The following is a 23,239-nucleotide window of genomic DNA, read 5'->3' on the forward strand; positions in this document are numbered from 1 at the left end:
GCGTGACGCCGGTCAGGACCGGGCCTCGCCCACCGCCATGTGCGCCACCTGCTGGTCGAGGATGGCCTCCGGCTCCTGCGATTCCTGCTCGGTCGGGTGCGCCAGACCTTGCTGCAGGCGCTGCATGTCCAGGTCACCGGTCCACTTGGCCACCACCAGCGTCGCCACGCCGTTGCCCACCAGGTTGGTCAGGGCGCGGGCTTCGCTCATGAAGCGGTCGATGCCCAGGATCAGCGCCAGGCCCGCCACCGGCACATGGCCCACCGCCGACAGCGTGGCCGCCAGCACGATGAAGCCGCTGCCGGTCACGCCGGCCGCACCCTTGGAGGTCAGCAGCAGCACCGCCAGCAGGGTCAGCTGCTGCACCAGCGTCATCGGCGTGTCGGTGGCCTGGGCGATGAACACCGCGGCCATGGTCAGGTAGATCGAGGTGCCGTCGAGGTTGAACGAGTAGCCGGTGGGAATCACCAGACCGACGACCGACTTCTTCGCGCCCAGGTTCTCCATCTTCTCCATCATGCGCGGCAGCACCGATTCGCTCGACGAGGTGCCCAGCACGATCAGCAGTTCTTCCTTGATGTAGCGCACGAACCTGAAGATGCTGAAGCCGTGCAGCCGGCTGATCAGGCCCAGCACCAGGAACACGAAGATCAGGCAGGTCAGGTAGAAGGTGCCCATCAGCTTGCCCAGCGAGAACAGCGAACCGATGCCGTACTTGCCGATGGTGAAGGCCATGGCGCCGAAGGCACCGATGGGGGCGACTTTCATGATGATGCCGACGATGTCGAACAGGACGTGCGAGCCTTTTTCGATCAGGTCGAACACCAGGGTACCGCGGCCGCCGAACTTGTGCAGCGCGAAGCCGAACAGCACCGAGAACAGCAGCACCTGCAGGATCTCGCCCTTGGCGAACGCGTCCACCACCGAGGTCGGGATCACGTTGAGCAGGAAGTCGACCGTGCCCTGCATCTTGCCCGGCTCGGTGTAGGCGGCGATGCCCTTGGTGTCGAGCGTGGTCGGGTCCACGTGCATGCCCGCGCCGGGCTGGATCAGGTTGACCACCAGCAGCCCGATGACCAGCGCCAGCGACGACACGATCTCGAAATACAGCAGCGCCAGGCCGCCGGTCTTGCCGACCTTCTTCATGTCCTCCATGCCGGCGATGCCCACCACCACGGTGCAGAAGATGATCGGCGCGATGATCATCTTGATCAGCTTGATGAAGCCGTCGCCCAGCGGTTTCATCTGCGCCCCGAGCTGGGGATAGAAGTGGCCCAGCAGCACACCGACGGTGACCGCGAACAGGACCTGGACGTAGAGGGACTTGTAGAGCGGCTTGCCCGCGGTGCTTGTGGCCATGGTGCTTGTCTCCAGCAGAACTTGTGAGGAGACGGACGATACGCACCGGCCGGGGTCGCGCCAACTGTGGCGTTCAACAGTCGTAGAACTACGTACGGCCGCTACGCAAGACCGTCCACGGCCCGCTGCACGTCGCGCAGCAGCGCCGGTCCGAAGCTGCGCTGGAAGCCGTCGAACACCGGCTGCAGATGGCGCCGCAGCGTGGCGCGTTCGTCCGCCGCCAGGCTGTGCACCTGCAGGCCGGGGGTGCGCCGCAACGCGGCCAGGGCCAGGGCGTCGAGGTCGGCCGCCAGCCGGTTGCCGTGCGCCAGCGCCTCGGCCAGTGCGCCCTCCAGCAATGTGCGGTCGGCCGCCGACAGGCTGGCCCAGAAGCGCGGGTGCGTCACCACCGCGTAGCCCAGGTAGCCGTGCTGGGTCAGCGTCAGGTGCGGCTGCAACGCGGCCAGCCCCTGAGTGAGGAAGTTGGACAGCGGGTTCTCCGCCGCGTCCACCACGCCGGTCGCCAGCGCCCGCTGCGTCTCGCCAAACGGCAGCACCACCGGTTGCGCACCCAGGGCGCGCATCTGTTCGCCCAGCACGCGCGAGGCCTGCACCCGCACGCGCAGGCCCCGGTAGTCGGCCGGCGTGCGCAGCGGTCGCGGTGCGCTCATCTGCTTGAAGCCGTTGTCGAGGAACCCAAGTCCCAGCATCTGCTGTCGGCCCAGGCGCTGCAGCAGTTCGCGCCCCACCCCGCCCTGCGTGACACGGCGCACCTGCGCCAGATCGGCGAACAGGTAGGGCAGGTCGAACACCTCGAACTCGGGCACCCCGGCCATGCCGAACTTCGACAGCGAGGGCGCCAGCATCTCGACCGCGCCCAGGCGCAGCGCCTCCATCTCGTCGTCGTCGCCCCAGAGCGACGAGTCCGGGTGCTCCTCGACCCGGATGCGGCCGCCCGCGCGCTCGTGCACCAGCGCCTGGAAGCGCTGCGCCATCTGGCCCTTGGGCGTGTCGGGCGCCACCACATGCGAAAACCGCAGCAGCACCGCTGGCCGGGCCGCCAGCGCCACGCCACCCGCCACCACGCAGGCCGCGCCCAGCAGCGCGCGGCGCAGTCGCTGCGGCGGACGGGGAGGTGGCACGGCGGACATGCTCGCTATGCTAACGAGGCCATGGCAACCGACACCCCGCTGGATTTCGACACGCTGGACCTGGACACGCGCCGGGCCTCGGCGCTGACGCGGCGTGCCATGGCCTGGCTGGCAGCGCTGCTGTTGCTGGTGGCGGCCTCGGCGGTGGCGATGTGGCTGTTCCTGCGCGCCGAAGAAGCGCGCGAGGCCGACCGCCGCCGCACGGCCGACGCCGAGTGGCTCGACCAGACGCTGCGCTTCCACTTCCGGCGGCTGGAGACCGACCTCGCCGTGCTCGCGCTGCAGGCGCAGCCCGGCAGCCTGCGCACGGGATCGGGCAGCGCCCTGCGCAGCGGCCCCTGGTGGCGCCAGTCCGGGCTGCTGGCCTTTCACGGCTGGGTGCCCGCAGCCAGCGCCGGCGACCGCAGCCCCTGGCCGGCCTTCCTGCAGGCCGCGGCTCAGACGCCGGCGCACGCCGAGGCCCTGAGCACCCTGCTGGACACCACGCGCGGCCTGCAGCGCCCGGCCTACGCGGGACCGCTGGCATCGCCCGCTGGCGACGCCCTGCTCTGGCTGGCGGTGCCGCACTTCGAACAGGGCCGCTTCACGGGCGACTACGTGGCGGCGGTGCCGGTCGGGCCGTTGCTGGCCGGGTTCATTCCCGCCTGGTTCCAGCAGGACCACGCACTGGCCCTCGCCGACGACGGCGCCGACCCGGGCCCCGACACACGGCAGCGTTACCTCGCCCCGATCAACCTCGCCGGCGCGCAGCTGCGCCTGCAGGTGAGGACCACCGCCGACACCGCCCCGCTGGCGCCGCGCGCCTTCTTCGCCGCCGCCATGGTCTGCCTGGCCGCCATGCTGCTGGCGCTGCTGGCGCTGTGGCGCGACGCCGCGCGGCGCCAGCGCGCCGAACACCGGCTGCAGACCCAGCTCGCGTTGCGCACGGCCATGGAACGCTCGGTATCGCTCGGCCTGCGCGCCTGGGACACCCAGGGGCGCCTGCTCTACGCCAACCCGGCGTTCGGTCGCCTGGTGGGCTGGACGCCACAGGAACTGATCGCCCGGTCCGACACGCCAGCCTCGACGCCCCCCTATTGGCCCGAGACCCAGGGCCACGAGTTCGCCCAGATGCAGCAGGCCGCCAGCGACCCGCTGACGCAGCAGACCGGCGTGCCACAGCAGTTGCAGCACCGCGACGGCTCGCGGCTCGACGTGCTGACCCACAGCGCGCCGCTCACGCTGGCCAGTGGCGAGGTGGTCGGCTGGGTCGGCTCGGTGCTGGACCTGACCGAGCGGCGGCGCATCGAACGCCTGGCCGCGCGGCAGCAGGAACTGCTCGAAGCCTCGGGCCGGCTGGTCGCGATGGGCGAGGTCGCTTCGACGCTGGCGCACGAACTCAACCAGCCGCTGGGCGCGCTCAGCAGCTTCGCCACCGGCCTGCTCAACCGCGTGCGCGAGCAGCGCATCACGTTCGACGAGATCGTGCCGGTGGTCGAGCGCATGGAGCGCATGGCCGAGAAGGCCGGCCGCGTGATCCAGCGGGTCAACGCCTTCGCGCGGCGGCAGGAAATGACGCGCCTGCCGATGGCGCTGGCGCCCTTCGTCGCGCGCGTGGCCAACCAGGTGCCGCTGCCCGACGGCGTGCGTCTGGAACTGAGCCTGGCCGCCGGCGACGGCCCCACCGTGCCGGCCGACGCGCTGCTGCTGGAGAACGCGCTGCACAACCTGGTGCTCAACGCCGGCGAGTGGGCCGCGCGCGGCGACCGCCGGCCGGCGCGGGTGCGCGTGAGCCTGGTGCCGGGCGAGCAGCAGATCGGCGTGCGGGTGGCCGACAGCGGGCCGGGCGTGCCTCCCGCGCAGCGCGGCACGGTGTTCGACGCCTTCGCCAGCCACAAGCCCGGCGGCATGGGCATGGGGCTGGCGATCTGCCGCTCGATCGCCGAGGCGCACCACGGCCGCATCGAGCTGGCCGACAGCCCCGAGTTGCTCGGCGCACAATTCACGCTCTGGCTGCCCCTGAACCCATGAACCCGACCGTCCACATCGTCGACGACGACACCGACTTCCGCGAAGGCCTGGCCTGGCTGCTCGACTCGCGCGGCCTGCCCACCCGCAGCTGGGCGGGCGGCGACCTGTTCCTGCAGGCGGTGCGCAGCGGCGAGGTGCCCAACGCCTGCGCCGTGGTGCTGCTGGACATCCGCATGGAGCCGCTGTCGGGGCTGGCCACCTTCGAGCATCTCAAGGCCCTGCCCTGGCCCTGGCCGGTGCTGTTCCTGACCGGTCACGGCGACGTCAGCATGGCGGTTGCCGCGGTGAAGAACGGCGCCTGGGACTTCCTCGAAAAACCGTTCCAGAACAACCTGCTGGTCGACAAGGTCGAGGCGGCGCGCGAGGCCGCCGTGCGCCTGCAGACCGATTCGCAGGAGAAGCTGCGGTTCCAGCAGGCCCTGGCCGCCCTCAGCCCGCGCGAACGCGAGGTGCTCGACGAGCTGCTGCAGGGCCACTACAACAAGAACATCGCCGACCACCTGGGCATCGCCCAGCGCACGGTGGAATTCCACCGCGCCAAGATCTTCGAGAAGCTCCAGGTGCAGTCGGCGGTGGAACTCGCCCACCGCATGGGCCGGCTGATCGCCGACCCGGGCGAATGACCTTTCCGCTTCCCGCATGACCGCGCCCACCGACCACGACCTCCCCCCGCTGAACCCCACGCCCCCCGGCCTGTACCGCCACTACAAGGGCGGCTGGTACGAGGTCATCGACACCGTGCGCTGCAGCGAGACCCTGCAGGGCATGGCGCTCTACCGAGCGCTCTACGGCGACGGCCTGACCACGGGCGGCCTGTGGGTGCGGCCGGCGGCCATGTTCGCCGAGCACGGCGTGTTCGAGGGCAGACAGCAGCCCCGCTTCACACCACACGACCCGGCGCGGATTCCGCTGGGCGACCTGCCGACGGCACACGCGCTGATCGCCCACCTGCGCGGCCGCGCGCAACGCGAACGTGGCGAACACCTCGACACCGTCCTGCGCCCGCCGCCGCCCGAACCCACGGGCTGCTGCGGCCGCGGCTGCAACGGCTGCGTGTGGGAGGGTTTCTACACGGCGCTGGCCGGCTGGCGCGAAGACGCGCTGGCGCGGCTCGCCGGCTGACTCACTTGCGGGCGACCCCGAACCCCAGGCTCACCAGTTTCCAGCGCCCCTCGTGGCGCGCGAAACTCGCCGAGAGCCGCCGGTCCATCCGGTCTGCGGTGCCGTCCACCAGTTCGAGCTGACCGTTGCGCTCGGCCTTGTCCACCGAGCCGGCCGATGCGAGCAGGCGTTGTGGCAGCTGCTCGCGCCACAGCATCAGCAACGCCCGCCAGTCGCTGGTGGCCAGCCGATGGACGCTGCCCTCGGGCCAGCTGCACTCGCGGAACTGGCGCTGCGACGACGACGACGCGGCCTCCAGGCAGCGGTACAGCGCCGTGACCAGCTCACGCGGAGCGCCCTGGCCGGCGGTCAGCAAGGGCAGGTGCGGCGGCGTCACGGGGGTCTGCGGGTCTGCGGTGTCGACCGCACCGGAGCGCCCCGGCAAGGCGGCGGCCTGCGCCGGGGTGACACCCGGGCACGGCAGGTCGGTGAATGACTTGTGCCCGGTGGTGTCCAGGCACTGGTTCATGGCCCACACGGGCGAAGACAGGGCAGCCAACACGAGCGCGGCCGCGGTGCGGTTCAACATGGTTTCCTCCTGACATTTTTTGTGCGGGCCACGCCCATGCAGCGCGAGCCCGGCGCGGATCATAGCGACCTGTCCGCGAACTTCGGTGGCGCGGCCGCGGCTCAGAACAGATCGCCCTGCCCGCGCAGCGCCGCCGGCCGGAAGCGGCTGAGGTCCAGCGGTTCGCGCTCGCGGTTGAAGCCCAGGCGCTCGCAGGCCTTCACGAAACGCTGGCGGATCAGGTCGGCCCAGATGCCCTGGCCCTTCATGCGGGTGGCGAAGTCGGCGTCGTAGTCCTTGCCGCCGCGCAGGTCCTGCACCCGGCCCATCACCCGCGCGGCGCGGTCCGGGTAGTGCAGCTCCAGCCACTGGCGGAACATGGGCGAGAGTTCCCAGGGCAGGCGCAGCACCTGGTAGAAGGCGCGGCGCGCGCCGGCTTCGTAGGCCGCCTCCAGCACCTGCTCCATGTCGTCGTTGATGAACGGGATCTGCGGCGACACGCTCACGCCCGTGGGCACGCCCGCTTCCGACAGCGTGCGGATGGTGCGCAACCGCCGGTGCGGCGCGGCGGCGCGCGGCTCCAGGATGCGCGCGAGCCTGGCGTCCAGCGTGGTGATGGTCACGTACACGGCGGCCAGGCGCTGCTGGCCCAGCGGCGCGAGCAGGTCCAGGTCGCGCTCCACACCGCTGCCCTTGGTGACCATGGCCATGGGCAGCTGCGCGCTGCCCAGCACCTCCAGCACGGCGCGGGTCAACCGCCATTCGCGTTCGATGGGCTGGTAGGCGTCGGTCACCGTGCCCACCGCCACCAGTTCGGGCACGAAGGCGGGACGCATCAGCTCCTGCCGCAGCACGGCGGCGATGTTGCGCTTGGCCACCAGCTTCGTTTCGAAGTCGAGGCCGGGCGAGAGGTTGAGGTAGCTGTGCGTGGGCCGCGCGTAGCAATAGACGCAGCCGTGTTCACAGCCCCGGTAGGGGTTGAGACCGAGGTTAAAGCCGATGTCGGGCGAGTCGTTGCGGGTGATGGCGCTCCTGCAGTCTTCCCAGGTCACCTGGGTGGCCGGTGCGGCGGCTTCTTCGCCTTCGGCCAGGCCGTCTTCGAGCGTGCCCCAGCCGTCGTCGAAAGCGGCACGCTGGTCGCGTTCGAAGCGGTGCGGCTGGCGCTGGGCGACGCCGCGGCCCTTGAGGGCGGTGAGAGGAATGCGGACGTCGGTCATCGGTGTTGAGGGCTGAGGTAGATACTGTACATATTTACAGTTGTTGCGCAAGAGACCGGCGGGTGTTTCCCGCGCCGTCCCCGGAGAACACAATGGCCGCGACCGACAAAACCACCGGGACCAGCCATGGGCATGCGACAACTCTCCGGCCTGGACGCCACCTTCCTCTACCTGGAAAAGCCCGAGATGCCCATGCACGTGGGCGCGATGCACCTGCTCGAGCTGCCGGCCGGCCACCGGGGACGCTACGTGAACGACCTGCGGCGCCACCTCGCGGCCCGCCTGCCAGCCGCGCCGGTGCTGCGCCGGCGCCTGTGGTGGATGCCGCTGAACCTGGCCAACCCGGCCTGGGTCGACGCCGAACCCGACCTGGCGCAGCACGTGGTCGAGATCCGGTTGCCGCGCGGCAGCGCGACCCACGGCGATGCACGCGCGCTGATGGAGCAGCAGGTGTCGGCGCTGCATCCGGTGCTGCTGGACCGCCACCGGCCGCTGTGGAAGATGCACGTGATCGAAGGCCTGCCGCGCAGCGCGACAGGCCGCAAGCAGGTCGGCATCTACACCCAGCTGCACCACGCCGCTGTCGACGGCCAGGCCGCGGTGGCGCTGGCCAATGTGCTGTTCGACCTCACGCCCGAGCCGCGCGACATCGAGATCCGCCCGTCCCGGCGCACCAGGACCTTCAAGCTCGACATGGTCGAGATGCTGCGCGGCGCGCTGAGCAACGAGGTGGCCCAGGTGGCGCGCATCGTGCGCGACCTGCCGGCCACGCTGGGCACGGTCGCCGGCACCGCGAAGAACGCGCTGAACGCCAAGACCCTGCTCGGCAAAGGCTCGGGCAACGTCACGCTGGCGCCGAACACGCCGATGAACGCCACCGTCACACCCGCGCGCGCTTTTGCCGCCGCCAGCGTGCCCTTGCGTGAACTCAAGAACCTCGCGCACGCACACGGCGCCACGCTCAACGACCTGGTGCTCATGCTCTGCGCGGGCGCGCTGCGCAGCTACCTGCAGCAGCACGGCACGCTCCCGCGCAAGAGCCTGGTGGCGGCGGTGCCGATCTCGCTGCGCGAGGCGGGTGACACCAGCGCCGACAACCAGGCCTCGATGAGTCTGGTGAGCCTGGGCACGCACCTCGCCGATCCGGCGAAACGGCTGGCCCACATCCGCGCCGCCACGGCCGCGATGAAGGCCACCATGGGCCGCATGAAGAGCATCCTGCCGACCGACTACCCATCGATCGGCGTGCCCTGGCTGATCGAGGCCGCCGCCTCGCTGTACGGCAAGGCCAAGGCCGCCGAGCGGCTGCCGCAGGTCGCCAACGTGGTGATCTCCAACGTGCCCGGGCCGCAGGTGCCGCTGTACCTGGCGGGTGCGCGCGTGCTCTCGAACCACCCGACCAGCATCGTGGTGCACGGCCTGGCGCTGAACATCACGGTGCAGAGCTTCGACGCGGCGATGGACTTCGGCCTGATGGCCGACGGCGCCGCGCTGCCCGATGTGAAAGCGCTCGCGCTGGCGGTGGACGCCGCGCTGGACGAACTGCGGGCGCTGCCCGTGCCGGTTGCCGTGAGCGTGCCAAAGGTCGCAGCCAAGCCCCAGATCGTGTCCCGCAAGCGACCTGCCTCTAGGGCTGCCGCACCAAAGAAGTCGCCGCGCGCTGGCTAACATGGTCCGATGCCCATTTCGATGCTTTCCTGCATCCGTGCACGCATGAGTCCCAACCGCCCGCGACGCCAGACCACGCAACCCATCCCCCCGCCGGACCACGACGCCGACGCCGGGCTGCACACCGTGCCGCCCGGCCTCTGGCTGATGATGCTGGAGGCGCGCGCGCCCTGGGAAGCCATGGCGCTGGCCGCCGTGTCGCCCTGGCTGTCGAAGATGCCGTCGGGCGACGGCCACGCGGTGCTGGTGTTCCCGGGCCTGGGCGCCTCCGATGTCAGCACGCTGGCCTTGCGCCGCTTCCTCAAGCAGCACGGCTACGAAGCCCACGGCTGGAAGCAGGGCCTGAACCTCGGTCCACGCAGCGGTGTGCTCGAAGGCTGCCGCGCCCGCATCGAAGAACTGCACCAGAGATACGACGGCAAGATCAGCCTGATCGGCTGGAGCCTGGGCGGCATCTACGCGCGCGAGATGGCCAAGGAAGTGCCCGACCTGGTGCGCTGCGTGATCACGCTGGGCACACCCTTCACCGGCCACCCCATGGCCACCAACGCCTGGCGCTTCTACAAGCTGGTCAGCGGACAACACCCGCACGACGAGGACCTGCTGGCCGAGGTGCGCAAGCCGCCGCCGGTGCCCACCACCTCGATCTACAGCAAGACCGACGGCGTGGTGGCCTGGCAGTGCAGCATCAACCCCGCGCGCCACGCCCACACCGAAAACATCGAGGTACACGCCAGCCACATCGGCATGGGCATGAACCCGATGGCGATGTACGCCATCGCCGACCGCCTGCGCCAGGACCCGGCGCACTGGCAACGCTTTGACGTGCAGGGCGCGCGGCGCTGGTTCTTCAAGGTCGCGCACCAGCCTGAGGTCGTCACCCAGTGGTACTGATCCATGAAGCTTGAAGCCAACGGCATCCAGATCGAAGTCGACGACCAGGGGCCGCGCGAAGGGCCGGTGGTGCTGCTCATCATGGGCCTGGGCATGCAGCTGATCGCCTGGCCGCAGGCCCTGGTCCAAGCGCTGGTCGAGCGCGGCTTCCGCGTCGTGCGTTTCGACAACCGCGACATGGGCCTGAGCCAGCACTTTGACGCGGCCGGCGTGCCCAACATGGCACTGGCCGGCCTGCGCCACGCGCTGCACCTGCCGGTGCGCAGCCCCTATGCCCTGGCCGACATGGCGCAGGACGCGCTCGGCGTGCTCGACGCGCTGGGCATCGCCAGAGCCCATGTGTGCGGCGCCTCGATGGGCGGCATGATCGCCCAGCACCTCGCGGCGCAGGCACCCGCGCGCGTGGCCAGCCTCACGCTGATGATGACCAGCAGCGGCTCCCGGCGGCTGCCACAACCGTCGTGGCCCGTGCGGCGCGTGCTGATGTCGCGGCCCATGGCGCCCGGCGCGCAGGCCGCGGTCGACTGGATCGGCCACGTGATGAACGCCATCGGCAGCCCCGGCTACCCGACCGACCCGCCGACCCTGCAGGCGCGTGCCCTGGCCTCGGTGCAGCGATCCTGGCACCCGGCCGGCTCGGCCCGCCAGCTGCTGGCCATCGTGGCCGACGGCGACCGCTCGGCCCTGCTGCCGCACATCGCGGCGCCGACCCTGGTGATCCACGGCACCGACGACCCGCTGGTGCCGCTGGCCTGCGGCGAAGACCTGGCCCGCCGCATCGCCGGCGCACGGTCCGATTTCATCCCCGGCATGGGCCACGACCTGCCCGAGGCGCTGCTGGAGCGCTTCGCCCAGGACATTGCCGGCAACGCGGTGCGCAGCGGCGGTTGACCCAAGGGTTTCTACCGATAACGCGCGAATAACACCTCGCAGCGTTCGATAAACGCACAAAACACGCCCGCGAACCGATGGTTTTGGCGGGCCAGGCCGATAAAGTGCGCCCCGTTTCATCCAACGGTCACGGGAATCCGCCATGTCTGCCTCCACCGAACACGAGCCGCAAGGCCAGCACCAGAGCAAGAAGGCCGCCGCCAGCGGCTGGATCGGTTCGGCGCTGGAGTACTACGACTTCTTCATCTACGTCTCGGCCGCCGCGCTGATCTTCCCGCAGCTGTTCTTCCCCAAGGGCGACCCGACGGTGGCCATCGTGGCCTCGCTGGCCACCTACGGCGTGGGCTACGTGGCGCGCCCCATCGGCGCCTTCTTCCTGGGCCACTGGGGCGACACGCACGGCCGCAAGCAGGTGCTGGTGCTGTGCATGTTCCTGATGGGCTTCTCGACCGTGGCGGTGGGCCTGCTGCCGACCTACGACCAGGTCGGCCTGCTGGCGCCGGCGCTGCTGGTGCTGCTGCGCCTGGTGCAGGGCTTCGCCGTGGCCGGCGAGATCTCGGGCGCCAGCTCGATGATCCTGGAGCACGCGCCGTTCGGCCGCCGCGGCTTCTTCGCCAGCTTCACGCTGCAGGGCGTGCAGGCCGGCCAGATCATGGCCGCCGCCGTGTTCCTGCCGCTGCAGGCCTTCATGGACCCGGTCGCCTTCATGTCCTGGGGCTGGCGCATTCCGTTCCTGCTGAGCGTGATCGTGATCGCCATGGGCTACGTGATCCGCAAGGAAGTGGAGGAAACGCCCGCCTTCGCCGAAGAAGGCGAACAGGGCAAGGTGCCCAAGGCGCCCATCGTCGAAGCGATCCAGACCAGCTGGCGCGACATCCTGCGCGTGATCTGCATGTCGCTGATGAACGTGATCCCGACCGTGACCTCGGTGTTCGGCGCGGCCTACGCGGTGCAGGCCAGCTACGGCATCGGCTTTGACAAGAGCATCTACCTGTGGATTCCGGTGCTGGGCAACGTCCTGGCCGTGGTCGTGATTCCCTTCGTCGGCAACCTGTCCGACCGCATCGGTCGCCGCCCGCCCATCATCGTGGGCGCGCTGGGCGCGGGCCTGCTCTCGTTCGCCTACCTCTACGCCATCAGCATCAAGAGCGTGCCGCTGGCGGTCTGCATGTCGCTGCTGATGTGGGGCCTGGTCTACCAGGGCTACAACGCGGTCTTCCCCAGCTTCTTCCCCGAGCTGTTCCGCACCCGCATCCGCGTCTCGGCCATGGCCATTGCGCAGAACCTGGGCACGGCCATGTCGGCCTTCTTGCCCGCGCTGTTCGTGATGGTCGCCCCGCCCGGCACCGCCAACATCCCGCTGGTGATCGGCAGCATCACCTTCGGCATCACGGTGCTGGCCGCGCTGGCCGCCTGGTCGGCGCGCGAAACCTCGCGCGTGCACATGCACGACCTGGGCAACGCCAACGCCACCCCGGCCTCCGAAGCCGACTACCAGCAGGCCCGCCAGGAAGCCCTGAGCCGGCCGCGCTGAGCCGCCAAAACCTGTCTTTCCCCCGGCCATTGGCCGGGGCAGGACAATAGGGGATGCGCGCCCCTCAAAACAACATCCCCGCCTCCACCGACGCCATCGTCCAGGTCAGAGGCCTCTCCAAGATCTACGCCGGTGGTTTCCAGGCGCTGAAGAACATCCACCTGGACATCCGCCGCGGTGAAATCTTCGCCCTGCTCGGCCCCAACGGCGCCGGCAAGACCACGCTGATCAGCGTGATCTGCGGCATGGCCACCCCCACCGAGGGCAGCGTCATCGCCGACGGTTTCGACATCGTGCGCGACTACCGGCTGGCCCGCGCCACCATCGGCCTGGTGCCGCAGGAACTGCACACCGACGCCTTCGAAACCGTCTGGGCCACGGTGAACTTCAGCCGCGGCCTGTTCGGCAAGGCGCCCGACCCGGCCTACATCGAGAAGATCCTCCGAGACCTCTCGCTCTGGGACAAGAAGGACAACAAGATCATGACGCTCTCGGGCGGCATGAAGCGGCGCGTGCTGATCGCCAAGGCGCTCTCGCACGAACCCAAGATCCTGTTCCTGGACGAACCGAGCGCAGGCGTGGACGTCGAGCTGCGGCACGAAATGTGGCGCCTGGTGCGCGAGCTGCGCGACGCCGGCACCACCATCATCCTGACCACGCACTACATCGAAGAGGCCGAGGACATGGCCGACCGCATCGGCGTGATCCGCAAGGGCGAGCTGATCGTGGTGGAGGACAAGGTGACCCTGATGCGCCAGCTCGGCCAGAAGCAGCTCGCGCTCACGCTGCAGCACGCGCTGGGCGCCGTGCCCGCGGGCCTGTCCCGCTGGCCGCTCGCGCTCTCAGCCGACGGCCTGACGCTGACCTACAGCTTCGACGCGCAGAAGGACGACACCGGCATCGCCGAACTGCTGGCCGCACTGGGCGCGCAGGGCATCGGCTTCAAGGACCTGCGGTCGAGCGAAAGCTCGCTCGAAGACATCTTCGTCAGCCTGGTCCACGAAAACAAAGAGGTGGCCGCATGAGCCTGAACCTGCACGCCGTGCGCGCCATCTACATGTTCGAGATGAACCGCGCCTTCCGCACCTGGGCGCAGAGCATCATCGCGCCAGTGCTCACCACCTCGCTGTACTTCATCGTCTTCGGCTCGGCCATCGGCTCGCGCATGGGTGACATCGGCGGCGTCAACTACGGCGCCTACATCATCCCGGGCCTGCTGATGCTCTCGCTGCTCGGCGAAAGCATCTCCAACGCGGCCTTCGGCATCTACATGCCCAAGTGGTCCGGCACGATCTACGAGCTGCTGAGTGCGCCGGTGAGCTGGATCGAGGTGCTGCTGGGTTATGTGGGCGCGGCGGCGAGCAAGAGCCTGCTGCTGGGCACGCTGATCCTGCTGACCGCGCGCGCCTTCGTGCCGTACCACATCGACCACCCGGTCTGGATGGTCGGCTTCCTGATCCTCACCGCCGTCACCTTCTGCCTGTTCGGTTTCATCATCGGCCTGTGGGCCGACAGCTTCCAGAAGCTGCAGGTCGTGCCGCTGCTGGTGATCACGCCGCTGACCTTCCTGGGCGGTGCGTTCTACAGCATCGGCATGCTGCCCGAGCCCTGGCGCACCGTCTCGCTGTTCAACCCCGTGGTCTACCTCATCAGCGGCCTGCGCTGGGCCTTCTACGGCGCCGCCGACGTGCACATCGGCATCAGCACCGCGATGACGCTGGGCGTGATGTGCGTCTGCCTGGTGGTGGTCTGGTGGGTGTTCAAGACCGGGCACCGCATCCGCCGCTGAAAGGCGCGATCAGCGGAGTGCGGACTCGGGACCCGCGCCCGCATTTGTAAACACCGACACGCCCGGTTGCAAAGCAGACCGGTCGATGTAAGCCTTCTCCAAGGGTGGCGCCACTAACCTGCGCGGCGGCGTCGACGGCCTCGGGACCACACGTTCCCGCCGGTCCGTCCGACGCCGTTTTCAACCCAAAAACACTTCAAGGAGAAGTCATGTTCAAGACCATCATTTCCGCCGCCTGCGCTGTCACCCTGTGCGCCAGCGCCACGCTGGCCCTGGCCGCGGGCGAGTTCGGCACCGCCGCCGAAGCGCGCGCCATGCTCGACAAGGCCGTGTCCGCCGTGAAGGCCGACAAGGCCGCAGCGCTGGCGCAATTCGCCAAGGGCGAAGGCGGCTTCAAGGACCGCGACCTGTACCCGTTCTGCGGTGGCCCCGACGGCAACTTCACCGCCCACCCCAGCCTCAACGGCAAGAGCATGAAGGACCTCAAGGACAAGGCCGACCAGCCGCTGGGCAGCAAGTTCTACGAGCAGGCCAAGGAAGGCGCCGTGTCCGAAGTCGCCTACCAGTGGCCGCGTCCCGGCTCCACCGATCCGGTGAAAAAAGTGAGCCTGGTCACCAAGGTCGGTGACCAGGTCTGCGCAGTGGGCTACTACCAGTAAGAGAACCCGTCCGGGCGCTGCGCGATCAGCCGGCGCCCGGCGCGTCGATCACGGTGGTCAGGATCAGCATGCCGCTGCGGTCCTCGCTGAGTTCGCTGCTGACCAGCACCTCGACCTCCGTGCCGTCGGCACGGCGCCAGCGGCGCTGCTGCCAGTCGGTGTGGCCCCGCTCGATCAGCGTCTTGCGGTGCTCCTGCCATTCCTGCCCGTCGACCCAGAGCGCCCCCGCGTGCAGACCGGCGATCTGGTCGCCCCGGTAGCCGAAGCTGCGCTCGAACGCCGGGTTGGCCTCCACCACCGCCTGCGTGTTCGCGGTCTGCACCAGCAGCGCCGTCGGGTTCAGCAGGAAGATGCGGCGGAACCGGCGCATCGACTGGTCGCGCTCGTGCTCCAGCCGCAGCCGTTCTTCGACCTGGCTCAGGTGCCGCAGGTACACCTCGTCGTTCGCCTTGCGCGTGTGATGGAGCTGCGCACCGATCAGCAGGATGATGACGCTGCCCATCAGCCAGTAGCGCAGGTCCGGCACCAGCCCGGCCTGCGCCATGTTCCCGCTGGCCTCGGCCCAGGTCAGCAGACCCAGCAGCAACACCCCCGCGATGGTCGTGATCCACAGGGCCCGCAGCCGCAGGTAGGTGCCCGCCATCACCACCGCCCCCAGGTAGGCAAAGGTGGACGCAGACCGCACCGAACCATAGCTGTACACCGCCCAGGTCGTGGCCACCATCACGCCCGTCACCATCAGCGGGCTCTCCCACTTGCGCCGGTCCAGCCGCACCAGCAGGTAGGACAGCAGGGCCAAGATGCCCATCGACAGCGAGATGTACGCGCGCGACTCCCCGGGAGGCGACAACAGCTGGTCGGCCACCGCCATGACCAGCATCGTCAGCGTCACGCACACCAGCACCCAGCGCAGGCTGCTGTGCTGGGCGCGGCGGTGGCTGCGCTCGATCTCGGCCGGATCCTCCAGCGGCAGCGAGTCAAGCATCGCCGGCTTCCTCCAGCGGCGCATAGAAGGTCGGCAGCGCGCTGGTGCTGGCACCCGGCAATCGCAGGGCCGTGATCCGCAAGCCATCGTCGGGGCCTTCGTCCCGCTCGCTGCAGATCTGCAGCCCGATGTGCTGGCCGTTGCGCCCGATCCCGGTGATCGGGTGCCAGTCGGTGCGGCGCGCGCCGCGGCGGTCGTGCGAGAACGCCTTGTACTGTTCGTCGTGCAACCAGAGGAAACCGTCGCGCTTGTTCATCACCTCGTTGCGCGAATAGCCCAGCACCTGCTCGAACGCCCGGTTCACATCCAGGATCGCCCCCGTGCGCGCCGACTGCACGAAGATCGGTGTCGGGCTGGCCCGGAACAGGCGCGAGAAGCGCTCCTGCCCGATGTCGCGGTCCAGCTGGGTCTTCAGGCGCTGCGTCGCTTCTTTCAGATGCATCTCCTGCGCCAGACGCATCTGCGTGCGGTTCAGGTACATCATCGCGGCCACGCCCAGCAGGCTCGCGCTCTGCGTCATCCAGGTCCGCCAGCTCACCACGAAGCGCGGCGTGCCCGCGAGCACACCCGCCGCATCGGCCCAGGTCAGCAGACCCAGCAAGGCGATCGCGGCACAGGTTGTCCAGAGCAGGCCGCGGTGGCTCAGGAAGATGCCCGCCGCCACCTGCCCCATCAGGATCAGCACGATGTTGACCGTGCGCACCGAGCCGAAGAACCAGGTCGACGAGGCCGCCATGCCGAACAGGAACACCACCAGCAGCCAGGCCACGCTGTCGTAGTGACGTGTCTTCAGGAGCACCCAGGACAGCGCACCCATGACCGCCAGCACCAAGGTCATCATGCTGTCCGCCGTGGCCGGCACGCCCGCGATCCGGTCGATCACGAACAGCCCCAGCCCCAGCGCCGCCGTCATCCAGGACAGCCGCATGGCGATCTCCGAGCGCGCGGCCACGATGGACGGCGGCTCGGGCCAGGAGTGGAGGGGTGAAGCTCGGCTCAAAAGGGGTCAGAAAGTGGTCAGGCCCGCGATTCTGACCCACCCGCTCACCCGGGAAAACCCGGGGTTGCGTCGCGCACCGCCATCACCCGCGCCGCGACCATGTCCAGGCTCGGACGCACCACGCCCTGCTTGTCGGTCCAGACCTTGGGGGTGAGGGAGCCCGCCAGCGACAGGGCATCGCCGTCGGCCAGCGCCAGCAGCGCCGCACAGGCCGCGTCGTCGAAGGCGATCACGTTCACGATGAACTCCTCGTCCGCCTTGTTGCGCGCCAGCACGCGCGCCACGATGAAGGTGCGCCCCGCCTTGTCCACGCGGCGCGAGGCATCGCCCATCAGCCGGCCGGCGACCAGACCGTCGATCATCGGCGCGGCTTTTCAAAACCCGAGGCCACCCAGGCCTCGGCACTCGCCACATTGAGCTTGAAGGTCGGCGGCACCGGCACCACGGCCAACTCCTCATCGTATTCGTCGGTCGCGCGCAAGGTCGCGGTCGCGCCCTCCTCGTCCGGAACGATGGCCAGCGCCACCCGCAGGCGCCGCCCGTCCACCGACACGTTCACGCTCTTGTTCAGTTCGGCGTGGCGCTGCTGCTCGGAGCGGCGGATCACCTCGCTGGCGGTCTTGACCAGCGTGTTGAACGCGTTGACGTCCAGCGGCTTGGGATTCTTCTTGTCGCGCCCCATGGTCCAGGGCCCGACCAGCGCGGGCTCGGACTGCCCGTCCAGGAACATGGCCACCGCCCAGCCATCGTCGTCTTCGTTCTTGATCACGCGCGCCGTCCAGCGCTCGTCGCTCCACACGCGGTCTTCGTGGATGGGGTCGTGGGTGTCTTGGGTCATGGGGGGGATGGTAAGCCGGTCGACAGCACCACGGGAAAAACCGGACAGACCGCGCTGAAAGCTGGCGCGCCAACCCGATCCGCGGGAACAATGTCGAATGGCGGCGCCCTGCTTCGTCGTCCAGGTTCCAACACTCAGTCATCACCCCACCATGAAATACCTCGGACTCGCCTACTTCAACCCGGAAAAATTCGCTGACATGGCACCCGACGACGTGCAGAAGCTGGTGAGCCAGTGCCCGCCACTGGACGAACAGATGCGTGCCACTGGTCAGGTGCTGGTCTCCGCCTCTCTGGGTGACCTGGAGCGCTGGCGAACACTGCGCCCGCGCAACGGCAAGACGCTGGTCAGCGACGGGCCCTACACCGAAGCCAAAGAAGTGGTCGGTGGACTTTTCATCATCGAAGCGGACAACCCCGACGAGGCGTTGCGCATCGCCTCCATGCACCCGGCCGCCCAGCTGGGCGAACAAGGCGGATGGGCCGTCGAGCTCATTCCGATGGACTTCTATCTCGCCCGCTGAGCGCCAGCGGCCAGCCAGTCAGGACACCGGTATCGCATCGACCCGGAACGGCGGCGGCCACCGCACGCCTCACAACGCCACCAGACTCCCCAGAATCCCCAGCAGCTGCGCCAGGTTGATCAGGATCGCCCGCTGGTGGATCTGCCGGAAGGCGGGAATCGCGGCTTCGGCGTTGGCGTGGATCTGGTTGCCCAGCGCGTCCATCTGCGGCAGGAAGCGCCGCCGCAGGACCACGGTCAGGATCACGATGCCCGCCGCGCCGGTGGCGAAGGCCGGCCGCGAGGCCATGGCGTAGCTGATGGTCGCGCCGGTCGCGGTGACCAGGGCGAAGCGGTAGTAGGTGACGTAGAAGGAGCGGATGAAGCGCGCGTCCAGCGTGGTGTCGTGCTTGAGCGTGAGCAGCGGGATCGAGCCAAGCAGAAAGTAGGCCGTGACCACCAGCAGCGCGACGGTGCTGAACAGGGCGAACTGCTGGGGCTGGAGCGGCATGGTGGAGAAATATCTTACCGGCCGCACGCCCGCTTGGCGACCCCCGCTACTTCTTCGGTCGCGCGGCCTTCGCGGCTTTGGCCTTGCCGGCCGGGGCCTTGAGCTGGCCCTGCGCCTGCTCGATCCACATCAGGGTTTCGGTGTGCGCCAGCACGCGGCGCAGGTAGTGCGGCGAGAGCTCTCCCATGCGCGCCAGGGTCTCGATCATCAGGCGCTGCGGGTTGAGCGGGCCGGCGTTCTGCGGGGCACGCTCGCGCGCCTGCTGCACCTGCACCTCGGCACCGATGCGCTCCCAGGTTTCGCGAAAGCGCTGCGCGCTGCGCAGCTCGGGCCAGCGGCCGCCGCCGGCCGGCAGGCCCGCCCGGGCCTGACCAGACGCCTGTTCAAGGTAGGCGTTGAGCTCGGTGAGCGGGGAGCGCGCGATGCGGGTGGCCATGGTCACTGCGCGGGTGCGGGCGTGGCATTGCGCGAGCGGGGCACGGGCGCCATCTCGACGCGGCGGTTGAGCGCGCGGCCTTTCTCGTCGGCGTTGCTGGCCACGGGCTGTTCGGCACCGAAGGCGGCGCTGAACACGCGCGAGCGCGGCATGCCGGCCTTGACCAGGGCACGCGTCACGTTGAGGGCACGCTGGGCCGAGAGTTCGAGGTTGTCCTCGAACTGCGTGTTGCTGCGCGGCACCGGCACGTTGTCGGTGAAGCCGCTGACCATCAGCATCTCGTCGCGCTCGCCGAGGTAGACCTGCAACGGCGGCACCAGGGCCTTGAGCAGCTGTTCGCCTTCGGGCCGCAGCTCGTCGGAGTTGAGGTCGAACAGCACGCTGCCGCTGATGCCGATGCGGCCGTTGTTGAGCGTGACGCGCCCGCTCTGCAGCGGGATCGCCAGCGCCTTCTCCAGCGCCATGCGGCGGGCTTCTTCCTGCTGGCGCTTGGCGATCTCGCTCTGCAGGTTGTTGACCAGGTCGATCTGCGACAGCAGCACGCCGATGAAGACCAGCACGAAGGCGCCCACCAGGCCAGCCATGAGGTCGCCGAACACCGCCCAGGCGGGCGCGGTGATCTCGGCGCTGTCGTCGCCGTCGGCCTGCAGGTCTTCGGGGGCGTCGTGGAAGGCGCTCATTCGAAAACCTCCGCGCTGCGCGCTGCGGTGCGAGCACCCTTCGGAGCGGCCGTGCGGGCGCTCATGCCACCGCTCCAGCTGCGGCCTTGGCGGCCGGGCCGCGCAACTTGCGCAGGTCTTCGACGATGCCTTGCTGCGCGCTGATGGACAGGTCGATGACCTCGCGCGCCTGCGCCACGTAGTAGGCCAGCTGTTCGTCGCTGCGCGCGAGCGACTGGCCGATGGCGCCTTCGACGCTCTGCAGGCTCTGCACCAGCTGTTCGTGGCTGGCGGCGAGCTGCTGCGTGCCTTGCTGGAAGGCCTCGCCCAGGCTGGCGAGCTGGGCCGCGCTGGTGGCGGCCTGCTCGGCCATGGCTTCGGCCCGGCCGGCCTGCGCGCCCACCGTGTCGGCGAACTGCTGGCCCACGCGGTCGAGCACGCTGGTGGCCGAGCCCACGAGGTTTTCGATCGCGGCCCGCTGCTCGCCCGTGGTCTGCTGCACCTGCTGCAGCAGACTGCCAATCTGGCCCACCAGCTCGGCGCGCTCGCCCAGCGTGGCGTTGTCGCGTTCGGCCAGGCGGCTCATCTGTTCGCGCAGCTGGGCGATCACCTCGGCCGCGGCCTTGGGCGCTTCGGACGCGGTCTGCATCAGGCGCGCCATCGGCGCTTCGAGCGCGGTGCCCAGGGTGGCGAGCTGGGTCGCCAGCGCGGCCTGCAGATCGGTCAGGCGCGTCACCGCGGCGTCGCCGCGCGCGGCTTCGTCGGCGCGCAGGGCTTGGAGCTGCTGGGCCAGGGCCGCGATGGCGGCGGCCTGCTGCGCGGCGGCGGCCTGCTGGTGGGTGGCGGCTTCGTCGCGCAGGGTCTGCAGCTGCTGGCCCACCGTGGTCTGCAGCGCGGCCTGGCGCTCGGCCGTGGCCTGGGCGCGGGCGGCTTCGTCGTCGCGCAGCGTGGCCAGTTGCTGGGTCAGGGTGGCCAGGGTCTGGCCGTGTTGTTCGGTCAACGACTGCTGGCGCGTGGCTTCGGCGGCGTGCAGCCCGTCCAGGCGTTGCACCACACTGGTCTGCAACGTGGTGATCTGCTGCGCGGCTTCGGTCTGCAGGGCCGCGAGCTGTTGCACGGCGGCCGCTTGCAAGCCAGCGAGCTGCTGGGCCACACCACCGTGCAGCTCGGCCGCGCGCTGGGCGGCGGCTTCGCCGCGCTGGGATTCTTCGTTGCGCAGGGTGGCCAGTTCGCTGCGCCACAGCGCGGCCAGCTGGTCCATGCGCTGGCCGTGCTGTTCGGTCCAGGCGGCTTCGCTCGTGGTGCGCGACTGCACCAGCGCTTCGGTCTGCGCGACCAGGCGGGCCACGCCGTCCAGGCTGCGGCCGGCCTGTTCGCTGCTGCGTTGCGTGATCGTGGTGGCGGTGTCTTCCAGCGCCTGCAGCACGGCGCGCTGCTGCGCCAGGGTCTGCTCGCCGGCCTGCTGCCACTCGGTCTTCAGGCTCTGCGCCATGCGTTCGAGCGCGGCGGTGAGCGTGGCCTGTTGCTGCTGTTCGGCCTGGGCGCGCTGGGCCTGGGCCTCGGTCTGCGAGGCCTGCACGCCAGACAACAGCTGCGCGGCGCGCTGTTCAAAGCCGCTGTGGAAAGCGGTGAGCGAATCGCCCAGGCCCTGCAGCAGTTGCTGGCCGCCCTGCTGGTGCTGGGCCAAGGCCTGGGTCCAGGTGTCGGCCACGGTGGCGGTGGTGGCGCTGAAGCGGGCCGAGAGGCCTTCGAGCTGGGCCTGCACCGCGGCGCTCACGCCTTCGTGCAGACGGGTCGACTCGACGGCGATGCCGGCCATCGCCTGCTGCACCACGGGCTGCAGGCTGTCGGTGGCGGCGCGGGCGCTGGCGGCCAGGCTCTCGCGCAGGGACTGCTCCACCGATTTGGCCAGCCCGGTGTAGGCGGCGGCGGCTTCGCGCTGGAACTCGGCGTGGCGGGCGAGCAGCGCATCGTCGAGCTGCTGGCTGCGGCGCTCCACCTGTTCGATCAGGGTCTGCAGGTGTTGCGCGGCGGCGGGCATGGCCTCGGCCTGGCGCTGCAGGGCTTCGAAACTTTGCTGGCGCTGGTGCGCGGCCGAGAAGGGGCGCAGGCTGGTGGCGGCGAGCACGTCGAGCGTGCGCAGGGCCTGGGTGCGCTCGCGCCGCGTGAGCGTGGCCATGAGGCCGAGCATGGCCGAGGTGGCGACACCGGCGACCGAGGTGCCGAAGGACAGGCCCAGTCCCTTGATGGGCGCGGCCAGCGCGGCGCGGATGGCGTTGAGGTCGGCCGAGCCTTCGAGCGCGAACACCGCGCCCTTGAAGGTGACCACCATGCCCAGGAAGGTGCCGAGCATGCCCAGCATGACCAGCAGGCCGACCAGGTAGGGCGTGAGCGCCAGGCCAGGGAAGGCGCTGCGTTCGCCCTCGATGCGCTGGCGCACCGCGTTGCGCAGCGGCGCGGGCACGCTGGGCAGCCAGTCGCCCAGTTGGGCCAGGGGCTGCGGCACCTTGGCGAAGGCGGTGTTGAGTGCTGCGGTGATCTGGCCGAAGCGGCGCAGCTCCCAGGCACCACCCAGGTAGACGAGGCCGATCAGCAGGGTCATGCCCAGGGCGAAGGCGTCGACGCCGGCAAAGCCGCTGGCGACCCAGGCCAGCACGGCCAGGCCGATGAAGAAAGCCGCGAACGACAGCGCGCGGTAGGGACGGGAAGAAGAGGTTTCAGTGCTCATGGGCAAGGGCTTCGATCAGGCCGGTGACGGGCTGCAGGCGCAGATCGAGTTCGGAGAGCAGGGTCTGCTCGAACTCGGTCGCAAAGGCGTGCAGCCAGCGCAGGTCGTCTGGGGTATCGGGTCGGGCGGCTTCCTGGCGCAGCGCGGCAAAACGCGCCTTGAGGAAGGCCGGCAGTTGGGACAGCAGGCGCTGTTCGCGCCCGCCAAAGAGCTGGTCCATCACCGCGTCGAGCGCGGCCAACTGGGCCATCGCGGGCGTGGACTGGGCCAGTTGCTGGCGCACGTGTTCGCGCAGCGCGTCCACGCTCATTTCCATGCGCCGCTGCTGGTCGCCCAGCCGCTGGTGGAAGAACGCGAACTCGGTGTCGAGGTCGTTGGGGTCAGGCTTGTGTGCCGGGCGCGTGGTGATCGAGCGGCTCAGCACCGACCGCACGCGGTCCAGCTCGGCGCGCAGGCTGGCGTGCAGGGCGGCCGGTTCGACGCGGGGCGGACGGCGGCTGGCTGCGGCCCCGGCCGCCGTCACGGCCGACTGCGCGGCGTGCAGCTCGATCGCCTCGGCCACGTTGAGCCACTGCCCCAGGCGCTCGGCCACGTCCTGCCGCGGCGCGTCGGCCGACGCGCCCACGGGCAACCCGCGCGCGAGCTGGCGCGCGAGGGCAGATGGCAGGGCATGGTGGAAGGAACTGCGCAAAACGGGTCCGCAGCGCCCCGGAAGGCGCCGGTGGTGAATCGATTCTGGAGGGGGTTTCCGGTCCGCGAGG

Annotated in this window: 23 protein-coding genes and 2 pseudogenes; 12 read left to right on the top strand and 13 right to left on the bottom strand. The window is 69.8% G+C overall.

The genetic code is table 11. From position 1 onward, the window contains the following. Positions 1–12: 12 nt before the first annotated feature. Both ACS5NL_RS08890 and ACS5NL_RS08895 read right to left on the bottom strand, forming a co-directional pair. A complete protein-coding gene (locus ACS5NL_RS08890) occupies positions 13–1,359 on the bottom strand; it encodes a dicarboxylate/amino acid:cation symporter (RefSeq protein ID WP_439353370.1) in 1,347 nt (448 codons plus the stop codon). A gap of 101 nt (positions 1,360–1,460) precedes the next feature. Then, positions 1,461–2,489 carry a DctP family TRAP transporter solute-binding subunit gene (locus ACS5NL_RS08895; protein ID WP_439353371.1) on the bottom strand — a complete coding sequence of 343 codons (1,029 nt, stop codon included), beginning with the start codon at positions 2,487–2,489 and terminating at the stop codon, positions 1,461–1,463. A 21-nt stretch (positions 2,490–2,510) separates the two neighbouring features. Between ACS5NL_RS08895 and ACS5NL_RS08900 the strand changes: the two genes are divergently transcribed. The 4 genes and pseudogenes from ACS5NL_RS08900 to ACS5NL_RS08915 all read left to right on the top strand — a co-directional run bounded on the left by ACS5NL_RS08900 (position 2,511) and on the right by ACS5NL_RS08915 (position 5,621). Continuing rightward, positions 2,511–4,499 carry a sensor histidine kinase gene (locus ACS5NL_RS08900; RefSeq protein WP_439353372.1) on the top strand — a complete coding sequence of 663 codons (1,989 nt, stop codon included), beginning with the start codon at positions 2,511–2,513 and terminating at the stop codon, positions 4,497–4,499. Continuing rightward, positions 4,496–5,122 (top strand): response regulator transcription factor, encoded by a 627-nt coding sequence (locus tag ACS5NL_RS08905; RefSeq protein WP_439353373.1) that lies wholly within the window; start codon positions 4,496–4,498, stop codon positions 5,120–5,122. Before ACS5NL_RS08900 ends, ACS5NL_RS08905 begins: the two co-directional genes overlap by 4 nt. Before the next feature lie 16 nt (positions 5,123–5,138). After that, positions 5,139–5,381, top strand: a pseudogene (locus tag ACS5NL_RS08910) (DUF1653 domain-containing protein); the annotation flags it as partial. Between the two features lie 66 nt (positions 5,382–5,447). Continuing rightward, positions 5,448–5,621: an oxidoreductase-like domain-containing protein gene (locus tag ACS5NL_RS08915; protein WP_439353479.1), complete on the top strand. Its 174-nt coding sequence runs from the start codon at positions 5,448–5,450 to the stop codon at positions 5,619–5,621. A gap of 1 nt (position 5,622) precedes the next feature. Here ACS5NL_RS08915 and ACS5NL_RS08920 read toward each other — a convergent pair whose 3' ends face one another. Both ACS5NL_RS08920 and ACS5NL_RS08925 read right to left on the bottom strand, forming a co-directional pair. Continuing rightward, positions 5,623–6,189: a hypothetical protein gene (locus ACS5NL_RS08920; protein ID WP_439353374.1), complete on the bottom strand. Its 567-nt coding sequence runs from the start codon at positions 6,187–6,189 to the stop codon at positions 5,623–5,625. A gap of 101 nt (positions 6,190–6,290) precedes the next feature. Then, entirely contained in the window at positions 6,291–7,385 is a 1,095-nt protein-coding gene (locus tag ACS5NL_RS08925) for a PA0069 family radical SAM protein (protein WP_439353375.1), read from the bottom strand. Between the two features lie 132 nt (positions 7,386–7,517). Here ACS5NL_RS08925 and ACS5NL_RS08930 point away from each other — a divergent pair, with 132 nt between their 5' ends. The 7 genes from ACS5NL_RS08930 to ACS5NL_RS08960 all read left to right on the top strand — a co-directional run bounded on the left by ACS5NL_RS08930 (position 7,518) and on the right by ACS5NL_RS08960 (position 14,820). Then, positions 7,518–9,053: a wax ester/triacylglycerol synthase family O-acyltransferase gene (locus tag ACS5NL_RS08930; RefSeq protein ID WP_439353376.1), complete on the top strand. Its 1,536-nt coding sequence runs from the start codon at positions 7,518–7,520 to the stop codon at positions 9,051–9,053. A 45-nt stretch (positions 9,054–9,098) separates the two neighbouring features. Beyond that, the gene (locus ACS5NL_RS08935) at positions 9,099–9,947 is read left to right on the top strand and encodes an esterase/lipase family protein (RefSeq protein WP_439353377.1); all 849 of its coding nucleotides are present in this window, start codon (positions 9,099–9,101) and stop codon (positions 9,945–9,947) included. A 3-nt stretch (positions 9,948–9,950) separates the two neighbouring features. Then, entirely contained in the window at positions 9,951–10,838 is an 888-nt protein-coding gene (locus tag ACS5NL_RS08940) for an alpha/beta fold hydrolase (protein ID WP_439353378.1), read from the top strand. Between the two features lie 142 nt (positions 10,839–10,980). After that, positions 10,981–12,372, top strand: coding sequence for an MFS transporter (locus tag ACS5NL_RS08945; protein ID WP_439353379.1), 1,392 nt, complete (start codon positions 10,981–10,983; stop codon positions 12,370–12,372). Positions 12,373–12,425: 53 nt separating this feature from the next. Next, complete coding sequence (locus tag ACS5NL_RS08950; RefSeq protein ID WP_439353380.1) at positions 12,426–13,397, top strand: ABC transporter ATP-binding protein; 972 nt, start codon at positions 12,426–12,428, stop codon at positions 13,395–13,397. 2 nt (positions 13,398–13,399) lie between these two features. Continuing rightward, positions 13,400–14,161 carry an ABC transporter permease gene (locus ACS5NL_RS08955; RefSeq protein ID WP_439353480.1) on the top strand — a complete coding sequence of 254 codons (762 nt, stop codon included), beginning with the start codon at positions 13,400–13,402 and terminating at the stop codon, positions 14,159–14,161. Between the two features lie 209 nt (positions 14,162–14,370). Further along, a complete protein-coding gene (locus tag ACS5NL_RS08960; RefSeq protein WP_439353381.1) occupies positions 14,371–14,820 on the top strand; it encodes a cache domain-containing protein in 450 nt (149 codons plus the stop codon). 25 nt (positions 14,821–14,845) lie between these two features. Here the strand turns inward: ACS5NL_RS08960 and ACS5NL_RS08965 are convergent, their stop codons facing one another. The 4 genes from ACS5NL_RS08965 to ACS5NL_RS08980 all read right to left on the bottom strand — a co-directional run bounded on the left by ACS5NL_RS08965 (position 14,846) and on the right by ACS5NL_RS08980 (position 17,643). Then, positions 14,846–15,805 carry a PAS domain S-box protein gene (locus ACS5NL_RS08965; protein WP_439353382.1) on the bottom strand — a complete coding sequence of 320 codons (960 nt, stop codon included), beginning with the start codon at positions 15,803–15,805 and terminating at the stop codon, positions 14,846–14,848. Beyond that, positions 15,798–16,733 (bottom strand): PAS domain-containing protein, encoded by a 936-nt coding sequence (locus tag ACS5NL_RS08970; RefSeq protein ID WP_439353383.1) that lies wholly within the window; start codon positions 16,731–16,733, stop codon positions 15,798–15,800. The genes ACS5NL_RS08965 and ACS5NL_RS08970 overlap by 8 nt, the downstream gene beginning before the upstream one ends. Positions 16,734–16,849: 116 nt before the next feature. Next, on the bottom strand, positions 16,850–17,167 hold the full coding sequence (locus tag ACS5NL_RS08975) for a single-stranded DNA-binding protein (RefSeq protein ID WP_439353384.1): 318 nt from the start codon (positions 17,165–17,167) through the stop codon (positions 16,850–16,852). Further along, positions 17,164–17,643, bottom strand: a complete 480-nt coding sequence (locus ACS5NL_RS08980; RefSeq protein WP_439353385.1) for a hypothetical protein — start codon at positions 17,641–17,643, stop codon at positions 17,164–17,166. Before ACS5NL_RS08980 ends, ACS5NL_RS08975 begins: the two co-directional genes overlap by 4 nt. A 151-nt stretch (positions 17,644–17,794) precedes the next feature. Between ACS5NL_RS08980 and ACS5NL_RS08985 the strand changes: the two genes are divergently transcribed. Further along, complete coding sequence (locus ACS5NL_RS08985) at positions 17,795–18,166, top strand: YciI family protein (RefSeq protein WP_439353386.1); 372 nt, start codon at positions 17,795–17,797, stop codon at positions 18,164–18,166. Between the two features lie 69 nt (positions 18,167–18,235). On the opposite strand, the gene ACS5NL_RS08990 is transcribed toward ACS5NL_RS08985, so the two are convergent. The 5 genes and pseudogenes from ACS5NL_RS08990 to ACS5NL_RS09010 all read right to left on the bottom strand — a co-directional run bounded on the left by ACS5NL_RS08990 (position 18,236) and on the right by ACS5NL_RS09010 (position 23,169). After that, positions 18,236–18,655 (bottom strand): hypothetical protein, encoded by a 420-nt coding sequence (locus ACS5NL_RS08990; RefSeq protein ID WP_439353387.1) that lies wholly within the window; start codon positions 18,653–18,655, stop codon positions 18,236–18,238. A gap of 46 nt (positions 18,656–18,701) precedes the next feature. Next, a pseudogene (locus ACS5NL_RS08995) lies at positions 18,702–19,181 on the bottom strand (DUF2894 domain-containing protein); the annotation flags it as partial. Beyond that, entirely contained in the window at positions 19,094–19,771 is a 678-nt protein-coding gene (locus tag ACS5NL_RS09000; protein ID WP_439353388.1) for an OmpA family protein, read from the bottom strand. The pseudogene ACS5NL_RS08995 and the gene ACS5NL_RS09000, both read right to left, overlap by 88 nt. Positions 19,772–19,832: 61 nt before the next feature. Continuing rightward, positions 19,833–22,478 (bottom strand): DUF802 domain-containing protein, encoded by a 2,646-nt coding sequence (locus ACS5NL_RS09005; RefSeq protein WP_439353389.1) that lies wholly within the window; start codon positions 22,476–22,478, stop codon positions 19,833–19,835. Then, a complete protein-coding gene (locus ACS5NL_RS09010; protein ID WP_439353390.1) occupies positions 22,468–23,169 on the bottom strand; it encodes a DUF3348 family protein in 702 nt (233 codons plus the stop codon). Before ACS5NL_RS09010 ends, ACS5NL_RS09005 begins: the two co-directional genes overlap by 11 nt. Between the last annotated feature and the right edge of the window lie 70 nt (positions 23,170–23,239).

The organism is Hydrogenophaga sedimenti, from assembly GCF_051857515.1.
Taxonomy (GTDB): Bacteria; Pseudomonadota; Gammaproteobacteria; order Burkholderiales; family Burkholderiaceae_C; genus Hydrogenophaga.

Excerpts from the sequence above, each read along its gene's own strand:
- ACS5NL_RS08890 (WP_439353370.1), bottom strand. The coding sequence starts at position 1,359 with ATGGCCACAAGCACCGCGGGCAAGCCGCTCTACAAGTCCCTCTACGTC.
- ACS5NL_RS08895 (WP_439353371.1), bottom strand. The coding sequence starts at position 2,489 with ATGTCCGCCGTGCCACCTCCCCGTCCGCCGCAGCGACTGCGCCGCGCG.
- ACS5NL_RS08900 (WP_439353372.1), top strand. The coding sequence starts at position 2,511 with ATGGCAACCGACACCCCGCTGGATTTCGACACGCTGGACCTGGACACG.
- ACS5NL_RS08905 (WP_439353373.1), top strand. The coding sequence starts at position 4,496 with ATGAACCCGACCGTCCACATCGTCGACGACGACACCGACTTCCGCGAA.
- ACS5NL_RS08920 (WP_439353374.1), bottom strand. The coding sequence starts at position 6,189 with ATGTTGAACCGCACCGCGGCCGCGCTCGTGTTGGCTGCCCTGTCTTCG.
- ACS5NL_RS08925 (WP_439353375.1), bottom strand. The coding sequence starts at position 7,385 with ATGACCGACGTCCGCATTCCTCTCACCGCCCTCAAGGGCCGCGGCGTC.
- ACS5NL_RS08930 (WP_439353376.1), top strand. The coding sequence starts at position 7,518 with ATGCGACAACTCTCCGGCCTGGACGCCACCTTCCTCTACCTGGAAAAG.
- ACS5NL_RS08935 (WP_439353377.1), top strand. The coding sequence starts at position 9,099 with ATGAGTCCCAACCGCCCGCGACGCCAGACCACGCAACCCATCCCCCCG.
- ACS5NL_RS08940 (WP_439353378.1), top strand. The coding sequence starts at position 9,951 with ATGAAGCTTGAAGCCAACGGCATCCAGATCGAAGTCGACGACCAGGGG.
- ACS5NL_RS08945 (WP_439353379.1), top strand. The coding sequence starts at position 10,981 with ATGTCTGCCTCCACCGAACACGAGCCGCAAGGCCAGCACCAGAGCAAG.
- ACS5NL_RS08950 (WP_439353380.1), top strand. The coding sequence starts at position 12,426 with ATGCGCGCCCCTCAAAACAACATCCCCGCCTCCACCGACGCCATCGTC.
- ACS5NL_RS08960 (WP_439353381.1), top strand. The coding sequence starts at position 14,371 with ATGTTCAAGACCATCATTTCCGCCGCCTGCGCTGTCACCCTGTGCGCC.
- ACS5NL_RS08965 (WP_439353382.1), bottom strand. The coding sequence starts at position 15,805 with ATGCTTGACTCGCTGCCGCTGGAGGATCCGGCCGAGATCGAGCGCAGC.
- ACS5NL_RS08970 (WP_439353383.1), bottom strand. The coding sequence starts at position 16,733 with ATGCGGCTGTCCTGGATGACGGCGGCGCTGGGGCTGGGGCTGTTCGTG.
- ACS5NL_RS08975 (WP_439353384.1), bottom strand. The coding sequence starts at position 17,167 with ATGATCGACGGTCTGGTCGCCGGCCGGCTGATGGGCGATGCCTCGCGC.
- ACS5NL_RS08980 (WP_439353385.1), bottom strand. The coding sequence starts at position 17,643 with ATGACCCAAGACACCCACGACCCCATCCACGAAGACCGCGTGTGGAGC.
- ACS5NL_RS08985 (WP_439353386.1), top strand. The coding sequence starts at position 17,795 with ATGAAATACCTCGGACTCGCCTACTTCAACCCGGAAAAATTCGCTGAC.
- ACS5NL_RS08990 (WP_439353387.1), bottom strand. The coding sequence starts at position 18,655 with ATGCCGCTCCAGCCCCAGCAGTTCGCCCTGTTCAGCACCGTCGCGCTG.
- ACS5NL_RS09000 (WP_439353388.1), bottom strand. The coding sequence starts at position 19,771 with ATGAGCGCCTTCCACGACGCCCCCGAAGACCTGCAGGCCGACGGCGAC.
- ACS5NL_RS09005 (WP_439353389.1), bottom strand. The coding sequence starts at position 22,478 with ATGAGCACTGAAACCTCTTCTTCCCGTCCCTACCGCGCGCTGTCGTTC.